This window comes from Streptomyces sp. NPDC047880 (genome assembly GCF_040706515.1).
GTDB lineage: Bacteria > Actinomycetota > Actinomycetes > Streptomycetales > Streptomycetaceae > Streptomyces.
Genome location: NZ_JBEZOK010000004.1, coordinates 326,548 through 341,515, shown reverse-complemented (window position 1 = coordinate 341,515; position 14,968 = coordinate 326,548). Strand labels below are relative to the sequence as shown.

General features: G+C 71.8%; 15 protein-coding genes. 8 read left to right on the top strand and 7 right to left on the bottom strand.

The window, feature by feature from the left end:
• Positions 1–148 precede the first annotated feature (148 nt).
• Positions 149–1,897 carry a lysine--tRNA ligase gene (lysS, locus tag AB0937_RS09490; protein WP_366710621.1) on the top strand — a complete coding sequence of 583 codons (1,749 nt, stop codon included), beginning with the start codon at positions 149–151 and terminating at the stop codon, positions 1,895–1,897.
• Between the two features lie 93 nt (positions 1,898–1,990).
• On the opposite strand, the gene AB0937_RS09485 is transcribed toward lysS, so the two are convergent.
• From AB0937_RS09485 to AB0937_RS09475, 3 genes are all read right to left on the bottom strand, one after another.
• Positions 1,991–3,331 (bottom strand): DUF2637 domain-containing protein, encoded by a 1,341-nt coding sequence (locus tag AB0937_RS09485; RefSeq protein WP_366710620.1) that lies wholly within the window; start codon positions 3,329–3,331, stop codon positions 1,991–1,993.
• A 110-nt stretch (positions 3,332–3,441) separates the two neighbouring features.
• Positions 3,442–4,332 (bottom strand): DUF3558 family protein, encoded by an 891-nt coding sequence (locus tag AB0937_RS09480; protein ID WP_366710619.1) that lies wholly within the window; start codon positions 4,330–4,332, stop codon positions 3,442–3,444.
• 119 nt (positions 4,333–4,451) lie between these two features.
• Positions 4,452–5,270, bottom strand: coding sequence for a DUF3558 domain-containing protein (locus tag AB0937_RS09475; RefSeq protein ID WP_366710618.1), 819 nt, complete (start codon positions 5,268–5,270; stop codon positions 4,452–4,454).
• Between the two features lie 171 nt (positions 5,271–5,441).
• Here AB0937_RS09475 and AB0937_RS09470 point away from each other — a divergent pair, with 171 nt between their 5' ends.
• Positions 5,442–6,635: an RtcB family protein gene (locus AB0937_RS09470; RefSeq protein ID WP_366710617.1), complete on the top strand. Its 1,194-nt coding sequence runs from the start codon at positions 5,442–5,444 to the stop codon at positions 6,633–6,635.
• Between the two features lie 10 nt (positions 6,636–6,645).
• Here the strand turns inward: AB0937_RS09470 and AB0937_RS09465 are convergent, their stop codons facing one another.
• On the bottom strand, positions 6,646–7,422 hold the full coding sequence (locus tag AB0937_RS09465) for an SDR family NAD(P)-dependent oxidoreductase (protein ID WP_366710615.1): 777 nt from the start codon (positions 7,420–7,422) through the stop codon (positions 6,646–6,648).
• Positions 7,423–7,539: 117 nt separating this feature from the next.
• On the opposite strand from AB0937_RS09465, the gene AB0937_RS09460 reads away from it, so the two are divergent.
• Positions 7,540–7,977: a nuclear transport factor 2 family protein gene (locus AB0937_RS09460; RefSeq protein WP_366710614.1), complete on the top strand. Its 438-nt coding sequence runs from the start codon at positions 7,540–7,542 to the stop codon at positions 7,975–7,977.
• A 19-nt stretch (positions 7,978–7,996) separates the two neighbouring features.
• Here the strand turns inward: AB0937_RS09460 and AB0937_RS09455 are convergent, their stop codons facing one another.
• Together AB0937_RS09455 and AB0937_RS09450 are read right to left on the bottom strand one after the other, a co-directional pair.
• Positions 7,997–8,332 carry a YnfA family protein gene (locus AB0937_RS09455; protein ID WP_366710612.1) on the bottom strand — a complete coding sequence of 112 codons (336 nt, stop codon included), beginning with the start codon at positions 8,330–8,332 and terminating at the stop codon, positions 7,997–7,999.
• 44 nt (positions 8,333–8,376) lie between these two features.
• On the bottom strand, positions 8,377–8,784 hold the full coding sequence (locus AB0937_RS09450) for a helix-turn-helix domain-containing protein (RefSeq protein ID WP_366710611.1): 408 nt from the start codon (positions 8,782–8,784) through the stop codon (positions 8,377–8,379).
• A 124-nt stretch (positions 8,785–8,908) separates the two neighbouring features.
• On the opposite strand from AB0937_RS09450, the gene AB0937_RS09445 reads away from it, so the two are divergent.
• Positions 8,909–9,799 (top strand): NADP-dependent oxidoreductase, encoded by an 891-nt coding sequence (locus AB0937_RS09445; protein WP_366710610.1) that lies wholly within the window; start codon positions 8,909–8,911, stop codon positions 9,797–9,799.
• A 182-nt stretch (positions 9,800–9,981) separates the two neighbouring features.
• Here the strand turns inward: AB0937_RS09445 and AB0937_RS09440 are convergent, their stop codons facing one another.
• The gene (locus AB0937_RS09440; RefSeq protein ID WP_366710609.1) at positions 9,982–10,818 is read right to left on the bottom strand and encodes an AraC family transcriptional regulator; all 837 of its coding nucleotides are present in this window, start codon (positions 10,816–10,818) and stop codon (positions 9,982–9,984) included.
• A gap of 62 nt (positions 10,819–10,880) precedes the next feature.
• Between AB0937_RS09440 and AB0937_RS09435 the strand changes: the two genes are divergently transcribed.
• The 4 genes from AB0937_RS09435 to AB0937_RS09420 all read left to right on the top strand — a co-directional run bounded on the left by AB0937_RS09435 (position 10,881) and on the right by AB0937_RS09420 (position 14,892).
• A complete protein-coding gene (locus AB0937_RS09435; RefSeq protein WP_366710608.1) occupies positions 10,881–11,498 on the top strand; it encodes a TIGR03086 family metal-binding protein in 618 nt (205 codons plus the stop codon).
• Positions 11,499–11,562: 64 nt separating this feature from the next.
• On the top strand, positions 11,563–12,639 hold the full coding sequence (locus tag AB0937_RS09430; RefSeq protein ID WP_366710607.1) for an LLM class flavin-dependent oxidoreductase: 1,077 nt from the start codon (positions 11,563–11,565) through the stop codon (positions 12,637–12,639).
• A 117-nt stretch (positions 12,640–12,756) separates the two neighbouring features.
• A complete protein-coding gene (locus tag AB0937_RS09425; RefSeq protein ID WP_366710606.1) occupies positions 12,757–13,476 on the top strand; it encodes a response regulator transcription factor in 720 nt (239 codons plus the stop codon).
• Complete coding sequence (locus tag AB0937_RS09420) at positions 13,477–14,892, top strand: HAMP domain-containing sensor histidine kinase (protein ID WP_366710605.1); 1,416 nt, start codon at positions 13,477–13,479, stop codon at positions 14,890–14,892. It begins immediately after the preceding gene.
• Positions 14,893–14,968: the final 76 nt, after the last annotated feature.

The window sequence follows — 14,968 nt, the reverse complement described above, 5'->3', positions numbered from 1 at the left end:
GGCGAGGGTGCCGTTCTCCTAGGGGAAATCGATGGACCCGGCCAGTATCCCACGGGGGTAAAGCCGTTTTTCCGGGCGCGAGAGGGTCTGGGACAATGGTGCGGTCAGCCGTGCGACCGTACCGGCTGCCCGATGCAGAAAGAAGGACGTGCCGATCGTGGCTCAGAGCACCGAGACCACCGACTGGGTCTCCCGTTTCGCGGATGAGGTCATCGAGGAGTCGGAGCGCCGGGCCCCGGGCAAACCCGTCGTCGTCGCGTCCGGGCTCTCGCCGTCCGGTCCCATCCACCTCGGGAACCTGCGCGAGGTCATGACCCCGCACCTCGTCGCCGACGAGATCCGCCGCCGGGGCCACCAGGTGCGCCACCTGATCTCCTGGGACGACTACGACCGGTACCGCAAGGTGCCCAAGGGCATCGCCGGGGTCGACGAGGAGGCCTGGCAGGAGCACATCGGCAAGCCGCTGACGTCCGTCCCGGCGCCCAAGGGCTCCGCGCACCCGAACTGGGCCGAGCACTTCAAGGCCGCGATGATCGAGTCGCTGGCCGAGCTGGGCGTGGAGTTCGACGGCATCAGCCAGACCGAGCAGTACACCTCCGGGGTGTACCGCGAGCAGATCCTGCACGCGATCAAGCACCGCGGCGACATCGACGCGATCCTCGACCAGTACCGCACGAAGAAGGCCCCGGCCAAGAAGCAGCAGGGGCAGAAGCCGGTCGACGAGGCCGAGCTGGTGGCCGCCGAGGGCTCCGGCGCGGCCGGCGAGGACGACGGCAGCTCCACCGCCGCCGGGTACTTCCCGTACAAGCCGTACTGCGGCAACTGCGAGAAGGACCTCACCACCGTGACCGCCTACGACGACGACTCCACCGAGCTGACGTACGCCTGCACCGCGTGCGGCTTCTCGGAGACGGTCCGGCTGGAGGAGTTCAACCGCGGCAAGCTGGTCTGGAAGGTCGACTGGCCGATGCGCTGGGCGTACGAGGGGGTCGTGTTCGAGCCCTCCGGTGTCGACCACTCCTCGCCCGGGTCGTCGTTCCAGGTCGGCGGGCAGATCGTCGGCATCTTCGGCGGGAAGCAGCCGATCGGGCCCATGTACGCCTTCGTCGGGATCTCCGGCATGGCCAAGATGTCGTCCTCCAAGGGCGGCGTGCCCACCCCGGCCGACGCCCTGCAGATCATGGAGCCGCAGCTGCTGCGCTGGCTGTACGCGCGCCGCAGGCCCAACCAGTCCTTCAAGGTCGCCTTCGACCAGGAGATCCAGCGGCTCTACGACGAGTGGGACCGGCTGGACGCCAAGGTCGCCGACGGCAGCGCCCTGCCGGCCGACGTGGCCGCGCACGCGCGTGCCGTGGGGACGGCCGCCGGTGAGCTGCCCCGGACGTCCCGGCCGCTGCCGTACCGGACGCTGGCGTCCGTCGCGGACATCACCGCCGGCCACGAGGACCAGGCGCTGCGCATCCTCAGCGAGCTCGACCCCGAGCAGCCGCTGACCTCGCTCGACGAGGCGCGCCCGCGCTACGACAAGGCCGAGGCCTGGATCAACACGCACGTCCCCGCCGACCAGCGGACCATCGTGCGGGACGAGCCGGACGCCGAGCTGCTGAAGTCGCTCGACGAGCAGGGCCGCGAGTCGCTGCGGCTGCTGCTGGACGGGCTGGCCGACCACTGGTCGCTCGACGGGCTGACGCACCTGGTGTACGGCGTTCCGAAGGTGCAGGCCGGGTTCTCCGCCGACGCCACGCCGAAGGAGCTGCCGCCGGAGATCAAGACCGCCCAGCGGTCCTTCTTCGCCCTGCTGTACCACCTGCTGGTGGGCCGCGACACCGGCCCACGACTGCCCACGCTGCTGCTGGCGGTGGGACAGGAGCGGGTGCGCTCCCTGCTCGCGGTGTAGCGGATCCGTCGCCGTGACGACGGAGAAGGGGCCCTCACCGAGGGCCCCTTCTCCGTCTGCGGGTGCGTCTGCGCGTGGGTGCGCCGGCGCGGATCAGGCGATGTGCTCGTCCGTCAGCTCCGCGTTGAGACGGTTGGAGAAGCGATTCACCATGCGCTTGGACTCGGCCTCTTCCAGCGTGACGCCGTACGTCGTCTCGACGTCGGCCATGAACCCGCGCGGGGTGGGCGCTCCGTTCCCGCTCTTGATCGACTCACGGAAGATCTGGTAGTACGCCTCCTCGTCCGGCTCCGGCGTCGGGGGCGTGCCGCCGCCCTCACCCAGTTCACGGGTGCGGTTGGGGCCCACCGGGATCGGGAAGCTGCCGGTGTCCTCCGGGGAGAAGCCCTCCTGCGGCCGGTCGGGGTACTGCTCGGCCTGCGGGGGCTCGGCGATCCACTGGGCGTACTGGTCGGGGTCGTAGGCCGGGTCGTAACCGCCCTGGTACTCGACATCGCGCGGGGTGTTGAACCAGGGGCTCTCGTCCGCTTCGGGTTCGGGGCCGGGCTCCTGCGCGTAGGGGGCGCCGTCGAACTCCGGACGCCGCCCGCCGCGGGGCGCCGCCGCGCCCGCCTGTGCCGCCGCCGTGACGCGGCTGTCCGCAGCGAGGGCGGCGTCCGCCGCGAGCGCCTTCGGTTCCGCCGCGAGCGTCTTCGGCTCCGCCGCGTCCAGGGCCTGCTGCGGGACCGGGGGCAGCAGGGCCGGTTCGATGCCCGCCGCGGCCAGGCCCGCCGGGGCCGTCTCCGCCAGCGGCACCCCGTACCTCGCCAGCCGCAGCGGCATCAGCGACTCCACCGGCGCCTTCCTGCGCCAGGCCCGCCCGAAGCGGGACCGCAGCCGGGCCTGGTAGACCAGCCGCTCCTGCTCCAGCTTGATCACCTGGTCGTAGGAGCGCAGCTCCCACAGCTTCATGCGGCGCCACAGGAGGAACGTGGGGACGGGCGACAGCAGCCAGCGCGTCAGGCGCACGCCCTCCATGTGCTTGTCGGCCGTGATGTCGGCGATCCGGCCGATCGCGTGCCGGGCCGCCTCGACCGCGACCACGAACAGCACCGGGATCACCGCGTGCATGCCCACACCGAGCGGATCCGGCCACGCGGCCGCGCCGTTGAAGGCGATCGTGGCCGCCGTCAGCAGCCAGGCCGTCTGGCGCAGCAGCGGGAACGGGATCCTGATCCAGGTGAGGAGCAGATCCAGGGCCAGCAGGACGCAGATGCCCGCGTCGATGCCGATCGGGAAGACGTAGGAGAAGTTCCCGAAGCCCTTCTTGATGGCCAACTCGCGGACCGCCGCGTACGAACCGGCGAAGCCGATACCGGCGATGATCACGGCGCCGGCCACGACCACGCCGATGAGAACGCGGTGCATCCGAGTCAGCTGCAGTGGCGCGGCCACCCGTACTCCCCTCCCCTTGCGTGTTGTTGCGCGCAACAGGGTGGCACATGTGTGCGGAGAACGGGTGGCCGGTTCCCGTCGGAACCTCTCAGGGACTCCTCAGGGACTTCTCAGCTCTTCGCCGCGGGCTTCTTCGACGGCGAGGCCGAGGCGCCCTTCGACGGCTCGTCCGACGCCTCCTTGGAAGCCGACTTCGAGGGCGACTTCGACGGCTGGGACGGGGCGCCGTCCGCCGTGCCGCCGCCCTTGCCGTTCGCGGCCGACACTGCCTCCACGGCCTCCTTGACGGCCTTCTTCGCGTCCTTCAGCAGGTCGCCGCCCTGCGGCGTCTTGTCCCCGGCCAGGCCCGCGCCGTTGTAGTCGAGCGTGACCACGACGTTCTCGACGCGCGCCACGACCGTCTGCTGCTTGAAGGTGCCTTCCTTCTTCTTCAGGTCGTAGTGGACGGCCGTCGCCTGGTCACCCGTACCGGCCACCGGCTCCGTCTTGACGCTCTTCGCGCCCTCGACGGCCTGCGCTTCCTGGACCTGCTTCTCGAAGTACTCCTGGGCCAGCTTGTCGGCCGGGCCGCGGGTGACGTCCGACTCGAAGCGCAGCATCGACACGTTCAGCCAGCGGAACTGCGAGCCCTTCACGCCGTTGTTGTCGAGGCTGTTCCAGGAGCAGCTGGCGCGCGTCGAGATGTCGTCCGACTTGCCCTCCTTGCCGGACTTGCTCTTCGGTACGAGGTCCTTCAGCGTCTTCTCCGGAAGCGCCTTGCACGCCTCCGGAAGCTTGCCGTACGCCGCCGCCTTCACGGTCGGTGACGGACTCGCCGACCCCGACGCCGCGGCCTCGGCGGCCTTGTCCGTGCTGTCGCCGGAGCCGGAGTCCGAGGAGCAGCCGGCGGCGACCAGCATCACGGGGACGGCGGCCGCGCAGACAAGGGCGCGGCTCAGGCGCTTCGCTCGCTGGTCTCGCTCTTCTCGCTGTGCTCGTCGCTGCATGGTTCCTTCACTCATGACGCTCGTGGTTCCCTGCGGTCGGAACGGGTCCGAGTGGTCACCGTACGCGGTGAGACAGCGGTGTGTTCTTCCTTCGAGCGCTTTGCGTGGGGCCGTGAAGGGGCAGTGAAGGGGCCTCAGTCGCCCAGGGACTCCGCCAGTTGGGAGGCCAGTTTCTGCGCCCTGTCCTGCATTTCCTTGCTGTCCGGCACGACTCCGACGGTCGCCGGCTGCTCCGCGTACTCGATGGTCACGATGACGTTGGACGTGCGGAACGCCACAGTCACCGTCCGCTGCTCGGCCGTCGAACCGGAACGGTTCAGCGCGTCGTCGAGGAACGCCTCGTCGCCGAGGTCCTCCAGCACCCGGGGCTGCAGCTCGGTCGGGGTCGCGGAGGGGGACGCCGAGGGCGAGGAGGAACCGGACGGGGCCGGGGAGCCGCTCGACGCGGCGGCCGAACCGCTCGCCGTGGCGCTGCCGGAGGGCGCCGTCTGCGTGGCGGTCGGCTCGGGCAGATGGGCCGCGGCCTCCCGCTCCGCGAAGAGCTGCTCGGCCTGGCTGTCGTCGCTGACGGCGTTGTCGTAGGACACGACCCGCTCGAAGTCGATCAGCAGGTGGTCGGTGGCCGCCGGGGAGTCCACCTTCCAGCGGCAGCCGACCTTCCGGTCGGTGTCGAAGGTGGTCGCCGGCTCGCCCGCGTAGGCCTTCTCGCGCTGCTCCTCGTCCCTGATCTGCCGGATGCCCGGGAGCAGTTCGTCGAGGGTGCTGTCGCCGACCTCGACGCAGGGGTCGGGCAGGGTGCGGTAGCGGCCGGGTTCGGCGGCGGGTGAGGCCGTGCCGGTGTCGCCGGAGTTGGAGTCGTCCGTCGGGCCGCCGTCGGCCGAGCCGCCGGTGCAGCCGGCCAGGACCGCCGCGAGGAGCACGGCGACACCGGGCACGCACGCCTTTCGTTGCACGTGGTGGCTCCTCTCGACACGGATATTGGCTTGCCGCCGTACAGCGGGCGATGGACACAATGTGTATCGCACGCACTGCCGTGAACGCCGGTCCGATTTCCTTTTCGTCGACCTTGGCTCCGGTATTTGCTGTTGAAGACTTCTGTTCGTTTACGGGGGATTGAGGACGCTATGTCGTATGTAGAGGTACCGGGTGCGAAGGTGCCGATCCGGATGTGGGCCGACCCGGCGTCGGTCGAGGGCTCGGCGCTCCAGCAGCTCCAGAACGTCGCCACGCTGCCGTGGATCAAGGGCCTGGCCGTGATGCCCGACGTGCACTACGGCAAGGGCGCGACGGTCGGTTCGGTCATCGCCATGCAGGGCGCGGTGTGCCCGGCGGCGGTGGGTGTCGACATCGGCTGCGGGATGTCGGCGGTGAAGACGTCCCTGACGGCGAACGACCTGCCCGGCGACCTGTCCCGGCTGCGGTCGAGGATCGAGCAGGTGATTCCCGTGGGGCGGGGGATGCATGACGACCCGGTGGATCCGGGGCGGTTCCACGGGCTGGCCACCGCCGGGTGGGACGACTTCTGGGCGCGGTTCGGCGGGGTGGCGGAGGCGGTCAAGTTCCGCCAGGAACGCGCCACCAAGCAGATGGGAACGCTCGGCGGGGGAAACCATTTTGTCGAAGTATGCACGGATACGACTGGTTCTGTCTGGCTGATGCTGCACTCCGGTTCCCGGAACATCGGCAAGGAACTCGCCGAGCATCACATCGGCGTGGCCCAGAAGCTCCCGCACAACCAGGGACTGGTCGACCGCGACCTCGCGGTGTTCGTCGCGGACACCCCGCAGATGGCGGCGTACCGCAACGACCTGTTCTGGGCGCAGGAGTACGCCAGGCACAACCGCTCGATCATGATGGCGCTCCTGAAGGACGTGGTCCGCAAGGAGTTCAAGAAGGCCAAGCCCGCCTTCGAGCCGGAGATCAGCGCGCACCACAACTACGTGGCCGAGGAGCGCTACGACGGGATGGACCTGCTCGTGACCCGCAAGGGCGCGATCCGGGCCGGCTCCGGCGAGTACGGGATCATCCCGGGCTCCATGGGTACGGGTTCGTACATCGTGAAGGGTCTCGGCAACGCCAAGTCCTTCAACTCGGCCTCGCACGGCGCGGGCCGGCGCATGAGCCGCAACGCGGCCAAGCGCCGGTTCACCACGGCGGACCTGGAGCAGCAGACCCAGGGCGTGGAGTGCCGCAAGGACTCCGGGGTCGTCGACGAGATCCCCGGCGCCTACAAGCCGATCGAGCAGGTCATCGATCAGCAGCGCGATCTGGTGGAGGTCGTGGCGAAGCTGAAGCAGGTCGTCTGCGTGAAGGGCTGACCGGCAGGCTCTACAGCTCCCGGTGCACCTTCGTGTTCGACGCCTGGGCTCGGGGGCGCAGTACCAGGAGGTCGACGTTGACGTGGGCGGGGCGGGTGATCGCCCACGTGATCGTTTCGGCGACGTCGTCGGCCGTGAGGGGGTCGGCGACGCCCTGGTAGACCTTGGCTGCCTTCTCCTCGTCGCCGCCGAAGCGGGTCAGGGCGAACTCGTCGGTCCTGACCATGCCGGGGGCGATCTCGATCACGCGGACCGGCTGTCCGACGATCTCCAGGCGCAGGGTCTCGGCGAGGACGTGGGCGCCGTGCTTGGCGGCGACGTAGCCTCCGCCGCCCTCATAGGTGCCGTGGCCGGCCGTGGAGGAGACGACCACGACCGTGCCGTCGCCGCTCGCGATCAGCTTGGGCAGCAGGGCCTGGGTGAGGTTGAGGGTGCCGAGGACGTTCGTCTCGTACATCCGGCGCCAGTCCTCCGGGTCGCCGGTGGCGACCGGGTCGGCGCCGAGCGCGCCGCCCGCGTTGTTGACCAGCACGCCGATGGTCTTGAAGGCCGTGGCGAACTCGTCGACGGCCGCGCGGTCCGTGACGTCGAGGGCGTACGCCGTGGCCTGGTGGCCCGCCTTGGTGATCTCCTCGGCCAGGGCCTCGATGCGGTCCTTGCGGCGCGCGGTGAGGACGACGCGGTAGCCCGCCGCGGCGAGCTGCCGGGCCGTGGCGGCGCCGATTCCGCTGCTCGCACCCGTGACGACGGCGATGCGGGAGGCTGCGGGCGGGGCGGCGGTGGCCATGGGAGCTCCTCGGTGGGTGGCTGGCCGGCGTCTGCGCCGGGCTTGCGGCCAGGATAGAAGGGGGCGGCGGTGGGAGAATGAGGCTGGGTGTTCCCCTGTTTCTCCGGGAGGTGGATCATGGGTCAGGCACGTGAGGTCATGGACCGGCTCACCGACGCGGTCACCGGGCACGCCGATCTGAAGGTCGTCGCCGATCTGTACGCCGAGGACGCGGTCGCCTTCACTCCCGACGAGGGCGAGCTGCGCGGGCGCGACGCCATCGTCGACTACTGGCGGACCATGACGGAGGCGGTACCCGAGGCGACGTTCCAGCCGCTGCACTCCTACGAGGCCGGTGACACGGCCATCGACGAGGGTGTCTACCACGGCCGGAACACGGGACCGCTGGAGTTGCCCAACGGGGAGACGCTGCCGCCGACGCAGAAGGAGATCCGGATCCGCGGGGTGGACATCGCCACCGTCAAGGACGGGCGGATCGTCGACTACCGGCTGTACTTCGACGAGATGGACTTCCTGGGGCAGCTGGGCCTGCTGCCGCCCGACGAGCCGTTCTGAGCACGCCCGGGGCCGGGGGTCAGTGCCCTCGCGGGGCGTACATGATGACGGCCATGCCCGCGAGGCAGACCAGTGCGCCCGTGACGTCCCAGCGGTCCGGGCGGTAGCCGTCGGCGGCCACGCCCCACAGGATCGAACCGGCGACGAAGATCCCGCCGTACGCGGCGAGGACACGGCCGAAGTGGGCGTCGGGCTGGAACGTGGCGACGAAGCCGTAGGCGCCGAGGGCGAGGACACCGCCGGCCGCCCAGAGCCAGCCCTTGTGCTCGCGCACGCCCTGCCAGACGAGCCAGGCGCCGCCGATCTCCAGCAGCGCGGCGAGCACGAAGAGGGCGGCGGAGCGGAGCACGGACATGGCGGTCAGCTTCGCATGCCCGGCCTGGTCCCGTGACGTCGGCGTCAGGCGTCGGCGGTCTCGGCGTCGTAGCGTTCGCGGGCCTGTGCGACCTCGTCGAAGTGGTTCTCCGCCCAGTCCTTCACGGCGGTCAGGAGCTGGGCGAGGTTGTGACCGAGGGGGGTGAGTTCGTAGTCGACGCGGACCGGGACGGACGGGGTGACGGTGCGGCTGAGGAGGCCGTCGCGTTCCAGTGTGCGCAGGGTCTGGGTGAGCATTTTGGGGCTGACCCCGGCGATCTTGCGGCCGAGGTCGCTGTAGCGCAGGGGGCCCTGGGCGAGGGCGGCCACGACCAGGCTGACCCACTTGTCGCTGATGCGGTCCAGGAGCTGGTTGGTGGGGCAGCTCTTGAGGAACGCGTCGTACTCGGCGCGGGCCTGCTCGCGCCGCTGGGCCGCCGTCATGGTCGGCATGGCTCACCTCCGGGGTACATACGCACTCGCAGGTAACTACTTACCAATGGATAGTAACTCTTCCTAGGGTTGCGCGCATGGCCGGGAGGACGTCCCGGACCACGGCAATCCAAGGAGCGTCGCTGTGCGTGCTGTAGTGGTGAATTCGTTCGGTGGGCCGGAGGTCGTGGAGGTCGTGGAGAGCGCGGTGCCCGAGCCGGGTGCGCGTCAGGTGCGGATCAAGGTGTCGGCCGCTTCGCTGAATCCCGTGGACGCGGGGGTGCGGGCCGGTGTGTTCGGGGGTGCGGGCAAGCGGATCGGGCTGGGCTGGGACGTCGCGGGGACGGTGGACGCGGTGGGGCCGGCCGGTGCGTGGAGCGTCGGGGACGAGGTGGTGGCGCTCGACTACGGCATGGTCAAGCCGCTGGGCACCCACGCCGAGTACGTCGTCGTGGACGCGGATGCCGTGGCCCTGGCCCCCGCCTCGGTGGACATGGTGCACGGGGCGACCCTGCCGCTGAACGCGCTGACCGCCGCGCAGGCCCTGGACCTGCTGGAGCTGACACCGGAGCGGTCGTTGCTGGTGACGGGTGCTGCGGGGGCGGTCGGTGGATACGCCGTCCAGCTCGCCGCGCACCGGGGGATACCGGTGGCCGGGCTGGCACGGCAGGGGGACGAGACGTTCGTGCGGTCCCTGGGGGCCAGGCGTTTCGTCAGCGGTGACGTCGCGGGCCTCGATTTCGACGCGGTGCTGGACGCCGCCGTGCTCGGTGAGCCGGCCCTGGCGGCGGTCCGTGACGGGGGCCGGTACGTCGGTGTCATCCCGCAGGCGGAACCCGCGTCGGTCCGCGGGGTGCGGACGAGCGCGGTCGAGGTGAGCGCGGACGGGGCGCGGCTGGCGGAGCTGGTGCGGCTGGTGGACGAGGGCGTGCTGGCGACCCGGGTGGCCGAGACGTTCGCCCTGGAGGATGCCGCCAAGGCCCATGCCCGGCTCGACGGGGGTGGGGTGCGGGGGCGGCTGGTGCTGGTGCCCTAGCCGGGTGCGGACACATCCAGGGCCGCGGCAGGCGACGGTGCCCGTGAAGGGGCGGCGTCCGGTGTGCGTGCTCTCGGCGTGCCGGGCGGAAGCCCTCGTACGGGGCGTACTCGGGCTTTCGGCCGGTGCGGCGAGAGGGCGTGGCGGGCGTCGCGACGGGGCGAACGTTGCCTGCCGCGGGACTAGTAGGGCCCGGCGTGTCCGGCGCGGGCCTCCGCCGCGTACGTCGTGGGCGGCACCCCCACCGTCGCCGTGAAGTCCCGTACCAGGTGGGCCTGGTCGGCGTAGCCGAGGTCGGCGGCGAGGGTGGCCCAGTCGATGGTGTCGCGGGTGCCGGCCTGTTCCAGGGCCTCGTGGATGCGGTAGCGGAGGATGACCCACTTGGGGCTCACCCCCACCCAGGTGGCGAACAGCCGTTGCAGGGCCCGTACCGACAGGCCCCGGTCGCGGGCGAGGTCGCCGACGCGGCGCACGCTGCGGTCCGTGCGGATGCGCCGGACGAGGTCGATCGCGAGGTCGGCCTGCGGGTCGGGGGCGCAGGGCAGGGAGAGCAGGAAGGCGTCCAGGGCGGCCACCCGGTCCCGGTCGCCGGCGGCGGTGACGACCGAGCGGACGGTGTCGCCGGTGATCCGCGGGAACACCTCCCGGGCGGGCAGCGCGCGGCCCGTCCACCGGGAGACGGGGTCTTCGGGGGCGTACGGCCGGAAGCCGCCGGGGCGGAACTTCACCCCGCAGACGCGGCCCCGCCCGGTCAGCTTCCTGGTGCAGAGGCCGAGGGCGACGCCGGTGACCTCGGCGTACGGCGGGCCCTCGTCCTCGTCCCACTGGAAGGTGAGGTTGACGGAGGGGTGCGGGACGACGTGGGAGGCGTAGGGCGCGGGCAGGTCCCAGTCGATGAGCCAGTACCACTCGACGTACCGGCGCAACGGCCCGGCGGGCTCGTGGCGGCGGAACCGCACGCGGTCCAGCAGCCCGGCCGGGTCGACGATCCCGCGGGTGTCGTGGCGGGGTGCCTCCATGGCCGGATCGTACGTCGCGTTTCTTCAAGATGGGCGGCTCCGGGCCCGCCTACGGTCGGGGTATGGACACGAAAGCGGTGAGGACGTACGGCATCGGTGAGCTGCTGGCCCTGGCGAGGGAGCGGGCGGTGCCGGTGATGCGGGGGATCCCGGACGCGGCGCTCGGCGCTCCGACGCCTTGCGCCGAGTACGACGTGCGGGCCCTGGTCGGTCATCTCTTCCAGGTGATCGTGCAGTTCCAGCGGCTGGCCGCGAAGGAGGCGTCGGCCTTCGGGGAGGCGGCCGACGTGGTCGCCGAGAGCCCCGACTGGCGGGAGCTGCTGGTGCGGGAGACGGACCGGCTGGTGGCGGCCTGGTCCGCGCCCGGTGCCGAGGAGGGCACCACCGGCGCCATGGACATGCCCGCGCGGCTGGTCGGCTCGATGGCGCTGCTGGACCTGACGGTGCACGTGTGGGACCTGGCGAGGGCGACGGGCCAGGATTTCCCGGGTGCCGACGAGGCGGTCGTGGCGGAGCTGGCCGGTGCGGTGGAGGAGCTCGGGCCGATGGCGCGCAGGACGGGCGTGTTCGGGGAACCCGTGCCGGAGGGCGAGGGCGCGTCGGCCTTCGAGCGGCTGCTCGCCAGGACCGGCCGGGCCCCCTCCTGGGAACGGACCGGCCGGGCCGCCTCCTGGGAATAGGCGCATGGGGGCCGCGGTTCTCCGGGTATGGTTGAACAGTAAACAACCTGGAGGGTGAGCGACCATGCAGTTCGGGATCTTCAGCGTCGGCGACGTCACGCCCGACCCCACCACCGGCCGGACGCCCACGGAACGCGAGCGCATCAAGGCCATGGTGGCCATCGCGCTGAAGGCCGAGGAGGTGGGCCTCGACGTGTTCGCGACCGGTGAGCACCACAACCCGCCGTTCGTGCCCTCGTCGCCCACCACGATGCTCGGCTACGTCGCGGCCCGCACCGAGCGGCTGATCCTCTCCACGGCCACGACCCTGATCACCACCAACGACCCGGTGAAGATCGCCGAGGACTTCGCGATGCTCCAGCACCTGGCCGACGGCCGGGTCGACCTGATGCTGGGCCGCGGGAACACCGGCCCGGTCTACCCCTGGTTCGGGCAGGACATCCGGCAGGGCATCAACCTGGCCATCGAGAACTACGCCCTCCTCCACCGCCTCTGGCGCGAGGACGTCGTCGACTGGGAGGGCGAGTTCCGCACGCCCCTGCAGGGCTTCACGGCCACGCCCCGCCCGCTGGACGGCGTACCGCCGTTCGTCTGGCACGGGTCGATCCGCTCCCCGGAGATCGCCGAGCAGGCCGCGTTCTACGGCGACGGCTTCTTCCACAACAACATCTTCTGGCCGGCCGACCACACCAAGCGGATGGTCGAGCTGTACCGCGAGCGGTACGCGCACTACGGGCACGGCACTCCCGAGCAGGCGATCGTCGGACTCGGCGGGCACGTGTTCATGCGGAAGAACGCCCAGGACGCGGTGCGCGAGTTCCGCCCCTACTTCGACGTCGCCCCGGTGTACGGGCACGGCCCGTCGCTGGAGGACTTCACGGAGCAGACGCCGCTGACCGTGGGCTCCCCGCAGCAGGTCATCGAGAAGACCCTGGCCTTCCGCGACTACGCGGGCGACTACCAGCGCCAGCTGTTCCTGATCGACCACGCCGGGCTGCCGCTGAAGACCGTGCTGGAGCAGATCGACCTGCTCGGCGAGGAAGTCGTGCCGGTCCTGCGCAAGGAGTTCGCCGTGGACCGCCCGGCGGACGTCCCGGACGCCCCGACGCACACGGCCCGGCTCGCCCGGGCCCGCGGGTGAGAGGACGGCAGGGCCCGGCCGTGAGGCTGCCCGGCCCCTGGTGAGAGCCGAGTAAGAAGGATGCCCCGGCGCAGCGCACACGGTCCCCGGCGCCGGGCGGCTTGGCACACTGGACGCGTGCCCCACACCGTGCTGCTCGCCGAAGACGACCGCGCCATCCGCAACGCCCTGGAGCGTGCCCTGACCCTGGAGGGCTACGAGGTCATGGCGGTCGCCGACGGAGTCGAGGCGCTGGCGCAGGCCCACCGCAACCGTCCGGACGTCCTCCTGCTGGACGTGATGATGCCCGGCATCGACGGGCTCCAGGTGTGCCGGGTGCTGCGTGCCGAGGGGGACCGGACGCCGGTGCTGATGCTGACGGCCCTGGTGGAGACCGCCGACCGGATCGCCGGGCTGGACGCGGGCGCCGACGACTACGTGGTCAAGCCCTTCGACGTGGAGGAGGTCTTCGCCCGGCTGCGCGCCCTGCTGCGCCGCACCAGCCCGGTGGGCACCGGCGGCGCCCCCGCGGCCGAGGCGCCCAGGCCGCTCCCGGAGCGGTTCCTCGAGGCCGCCGGCCTGCGCATGGACCCGCAGGCCCGCCGGGCCTGGCGGGGCTCGCGCGAGCTGGAGCTGACCCGCACCGAGTTCGAGCTGCTGGAGCTGCTGGTCCGCAACGCGGGCATCGTCCTCGACCACTCGACGATCTACGACCGCATCTGGGGCTACGACTTCGGGCCCGGCTCGAAGAACCTCGCCGTCTACGTCGGCTACCTGCGCCGCAAGCTCGACGAGCCGGACGCGCCCCAGCTGATCCACACGGTGCGCGGCGTGGGTTACGTGCTGCGGGAGGACTGAGTGGGCCGTCTGCGCCTGCCGGCCGGGCGGCGGCCGAAGCTCGTGTCGCTGCGCACCACCTTCGCGGTGTCCTTCGCGGCGGTGACGGCGGCCGTCACGGTCCTCGTCGGCATCCTGTCCTACAGCGCCGCCGCCCGGCTGGTGCGGGTGGACCAGCAGACGGTGTTCGACGAGGTCGTGCAGGACCTGCGCGACGAGGTGCGGCAGAACCACATGGCGCCCGGCGACTTCTCGTCCGCCGCGCCGGGCCACGACCTGGTGCGGCCGGCCCGCACGGACGTGCAGGTGCTCGGCCCGGACGGGCACGTCGTCGACGCGGGCAGTCCCGGACTGCCCGTCACCGGCACCGACGTGCGGATCGCCGCCGCGGCCGGCTCCGGGCAGGTGGCCGAGCACAAGGACGTCGACGTGGGCAGCGACGTCTACCGCGTCGCCACCGTCTCCCTCGGCGGCGGCCGGGGCGCGGTACAGGTCGCGCAGGAGTTCAGCGACGTCGAGGACCTGCTGCGGGCGCTCCAGCAGCGGACGCTGCTGCTGATGGCCGCCGTGGTCGTGGGCGCCGGGCTGTTCGGCTGGTGGCTGGCCCGGCGGATCACACGCCGCCTGGTCGTGCTGACCGACGCCGCCGAGGACGTCGCCCGCACCCGCCGGCTGGGCATCCAGGTGCCCGTGGCCGGCCACGACGAGGTGGGCCGCCTCGGCCGGGCCTTCGACCGCATGCTGGGCCGGCTCGCGCAGTCCGAGGAGGACCAGCGCCGCCTGGTCCAGGACGCGGGCCACGAGCTGCGCACGCCGCTGACCTCGCTGCGCACCAACATCTCCCTGCTGCGCCGGATCGACGAACTCCCGCCGCAGGCCCGCGAGGAGCTGGTCGCCGACCTCGGCCAGGAGGCCCGGGAGCTGACCGACCTGGTCAACGAACTGGTGGACCTCGCGGCCGGCCAGTCCGACACCGAGCCGCCGCAGCGCGTGGACGTCGCCGACATCGCCGAGGAGGTCGCGGGGGCGGCGCGGCGCCGCAGCAGCCGGCAGATCCTGCTGCGCGCGAGCGGCGACACCACGACCGACGGACGGCCCGGGATGCTGACCCGGGCGCTGTCCAACCTCGTCGAGAACGCCGTCAAGTTCGACCAGGGCGGCAGGGCCCCCATCGAGATCGTCGTCTCGGGGCCCGCCCGGCCCGGCAGGATCCGCATCGAGGTCCTCGACCGCGGCCCCGGCATCGACGACCGCGACCTCACCCGGGTCTTCGACCGCTTCTACCGGGCCGCCGACGCCCGTTCCCTGCCGGGTTCCGGCCTCGGCCTGTCCATCGTCCGCGAGGTGGCCCTCGCACACGGGGGAGCACCGTTCGCGTTCCGGCGGGAAGGAGGCGGGACCGTCACCGGGTTCACGGTGGGCGGCGGGATCGATTGACCCGGCGCGGCGTGCGGCGCGGGCCGGGCAAGCGGCTCGCGGCGGCCGGCCTCGCCGCACGCGACCGGCCGGCGCG

Excerpts from the sequence above, each read along its gene's own strand:
- AB0937_RS09460 (WP_366710614.1), top strand. The coding sequence starts at position 7,540 with ATGGGTCAGGCACGTGAGGTCATGGACCGGCTCACCGACGCGGTCACC.
- AB0937_RS09430 (WP_366710607.1), top strand. The coding sequence starts at position 11,563 with ATGCAGTTCGGGATCTTCAGCGTCGGCGACGTCACGCCCGACCCCACC.
- AB0937_RS09455 (WP_366710612.1), bottom strand. The coding sequence starts at position 8,332 with ATGTCCGTGCTCCGCTCCGCCGCCCTCTTCGTGCTCGCCGCGCTGCTG.
- AB0937_RS09435 (WP_366710608.1), top strand. The coding sequence starts at position 10,881 with ATGGACACGAAAGCGGTGAGGACGTACGGCATCGGTGAGCTGCTGGCC.
- AB0937_RS09450 (WP_366710611.1), bottom strand. The coding sequence starts at position 8,784 with ATGCCGACCATGACGGCGGCCCAGCGGCGCGAGCAGGCCCGCGCCGAG.
- AB0937_RS09470 (WP_366710617.1), top strand. The coding sequence starts at position 5,442 with ATGTCGTATGTAGAGGTACCGGGTGCGAAGGTGCCGATCCGGATGTGG.
- AB0937_RS09440 (WP_366710609.1), bottom strand. The coding sequence starts at position 10,818 with ATGGAGGCACCCCGCCACGACACCCGCGGGATCGTCGACCCGGCCGGG.
- AB0937_RS09465 (WP_366710615.1), bottom strand. The coding sequence starts at position 7,422 with ATGGCCACCGCCGCCCCGCCCGCAGCCTCCCGCATCGCCGTCGTCACG.
- AB0937_RS09480 (WP_366710619.1), bottom strand. The coding sequence starts at position 4,332 with ATGAGTGAAGGAACCATGCAGCGACGAGCACAGCGAGAAGAGCGAGAC.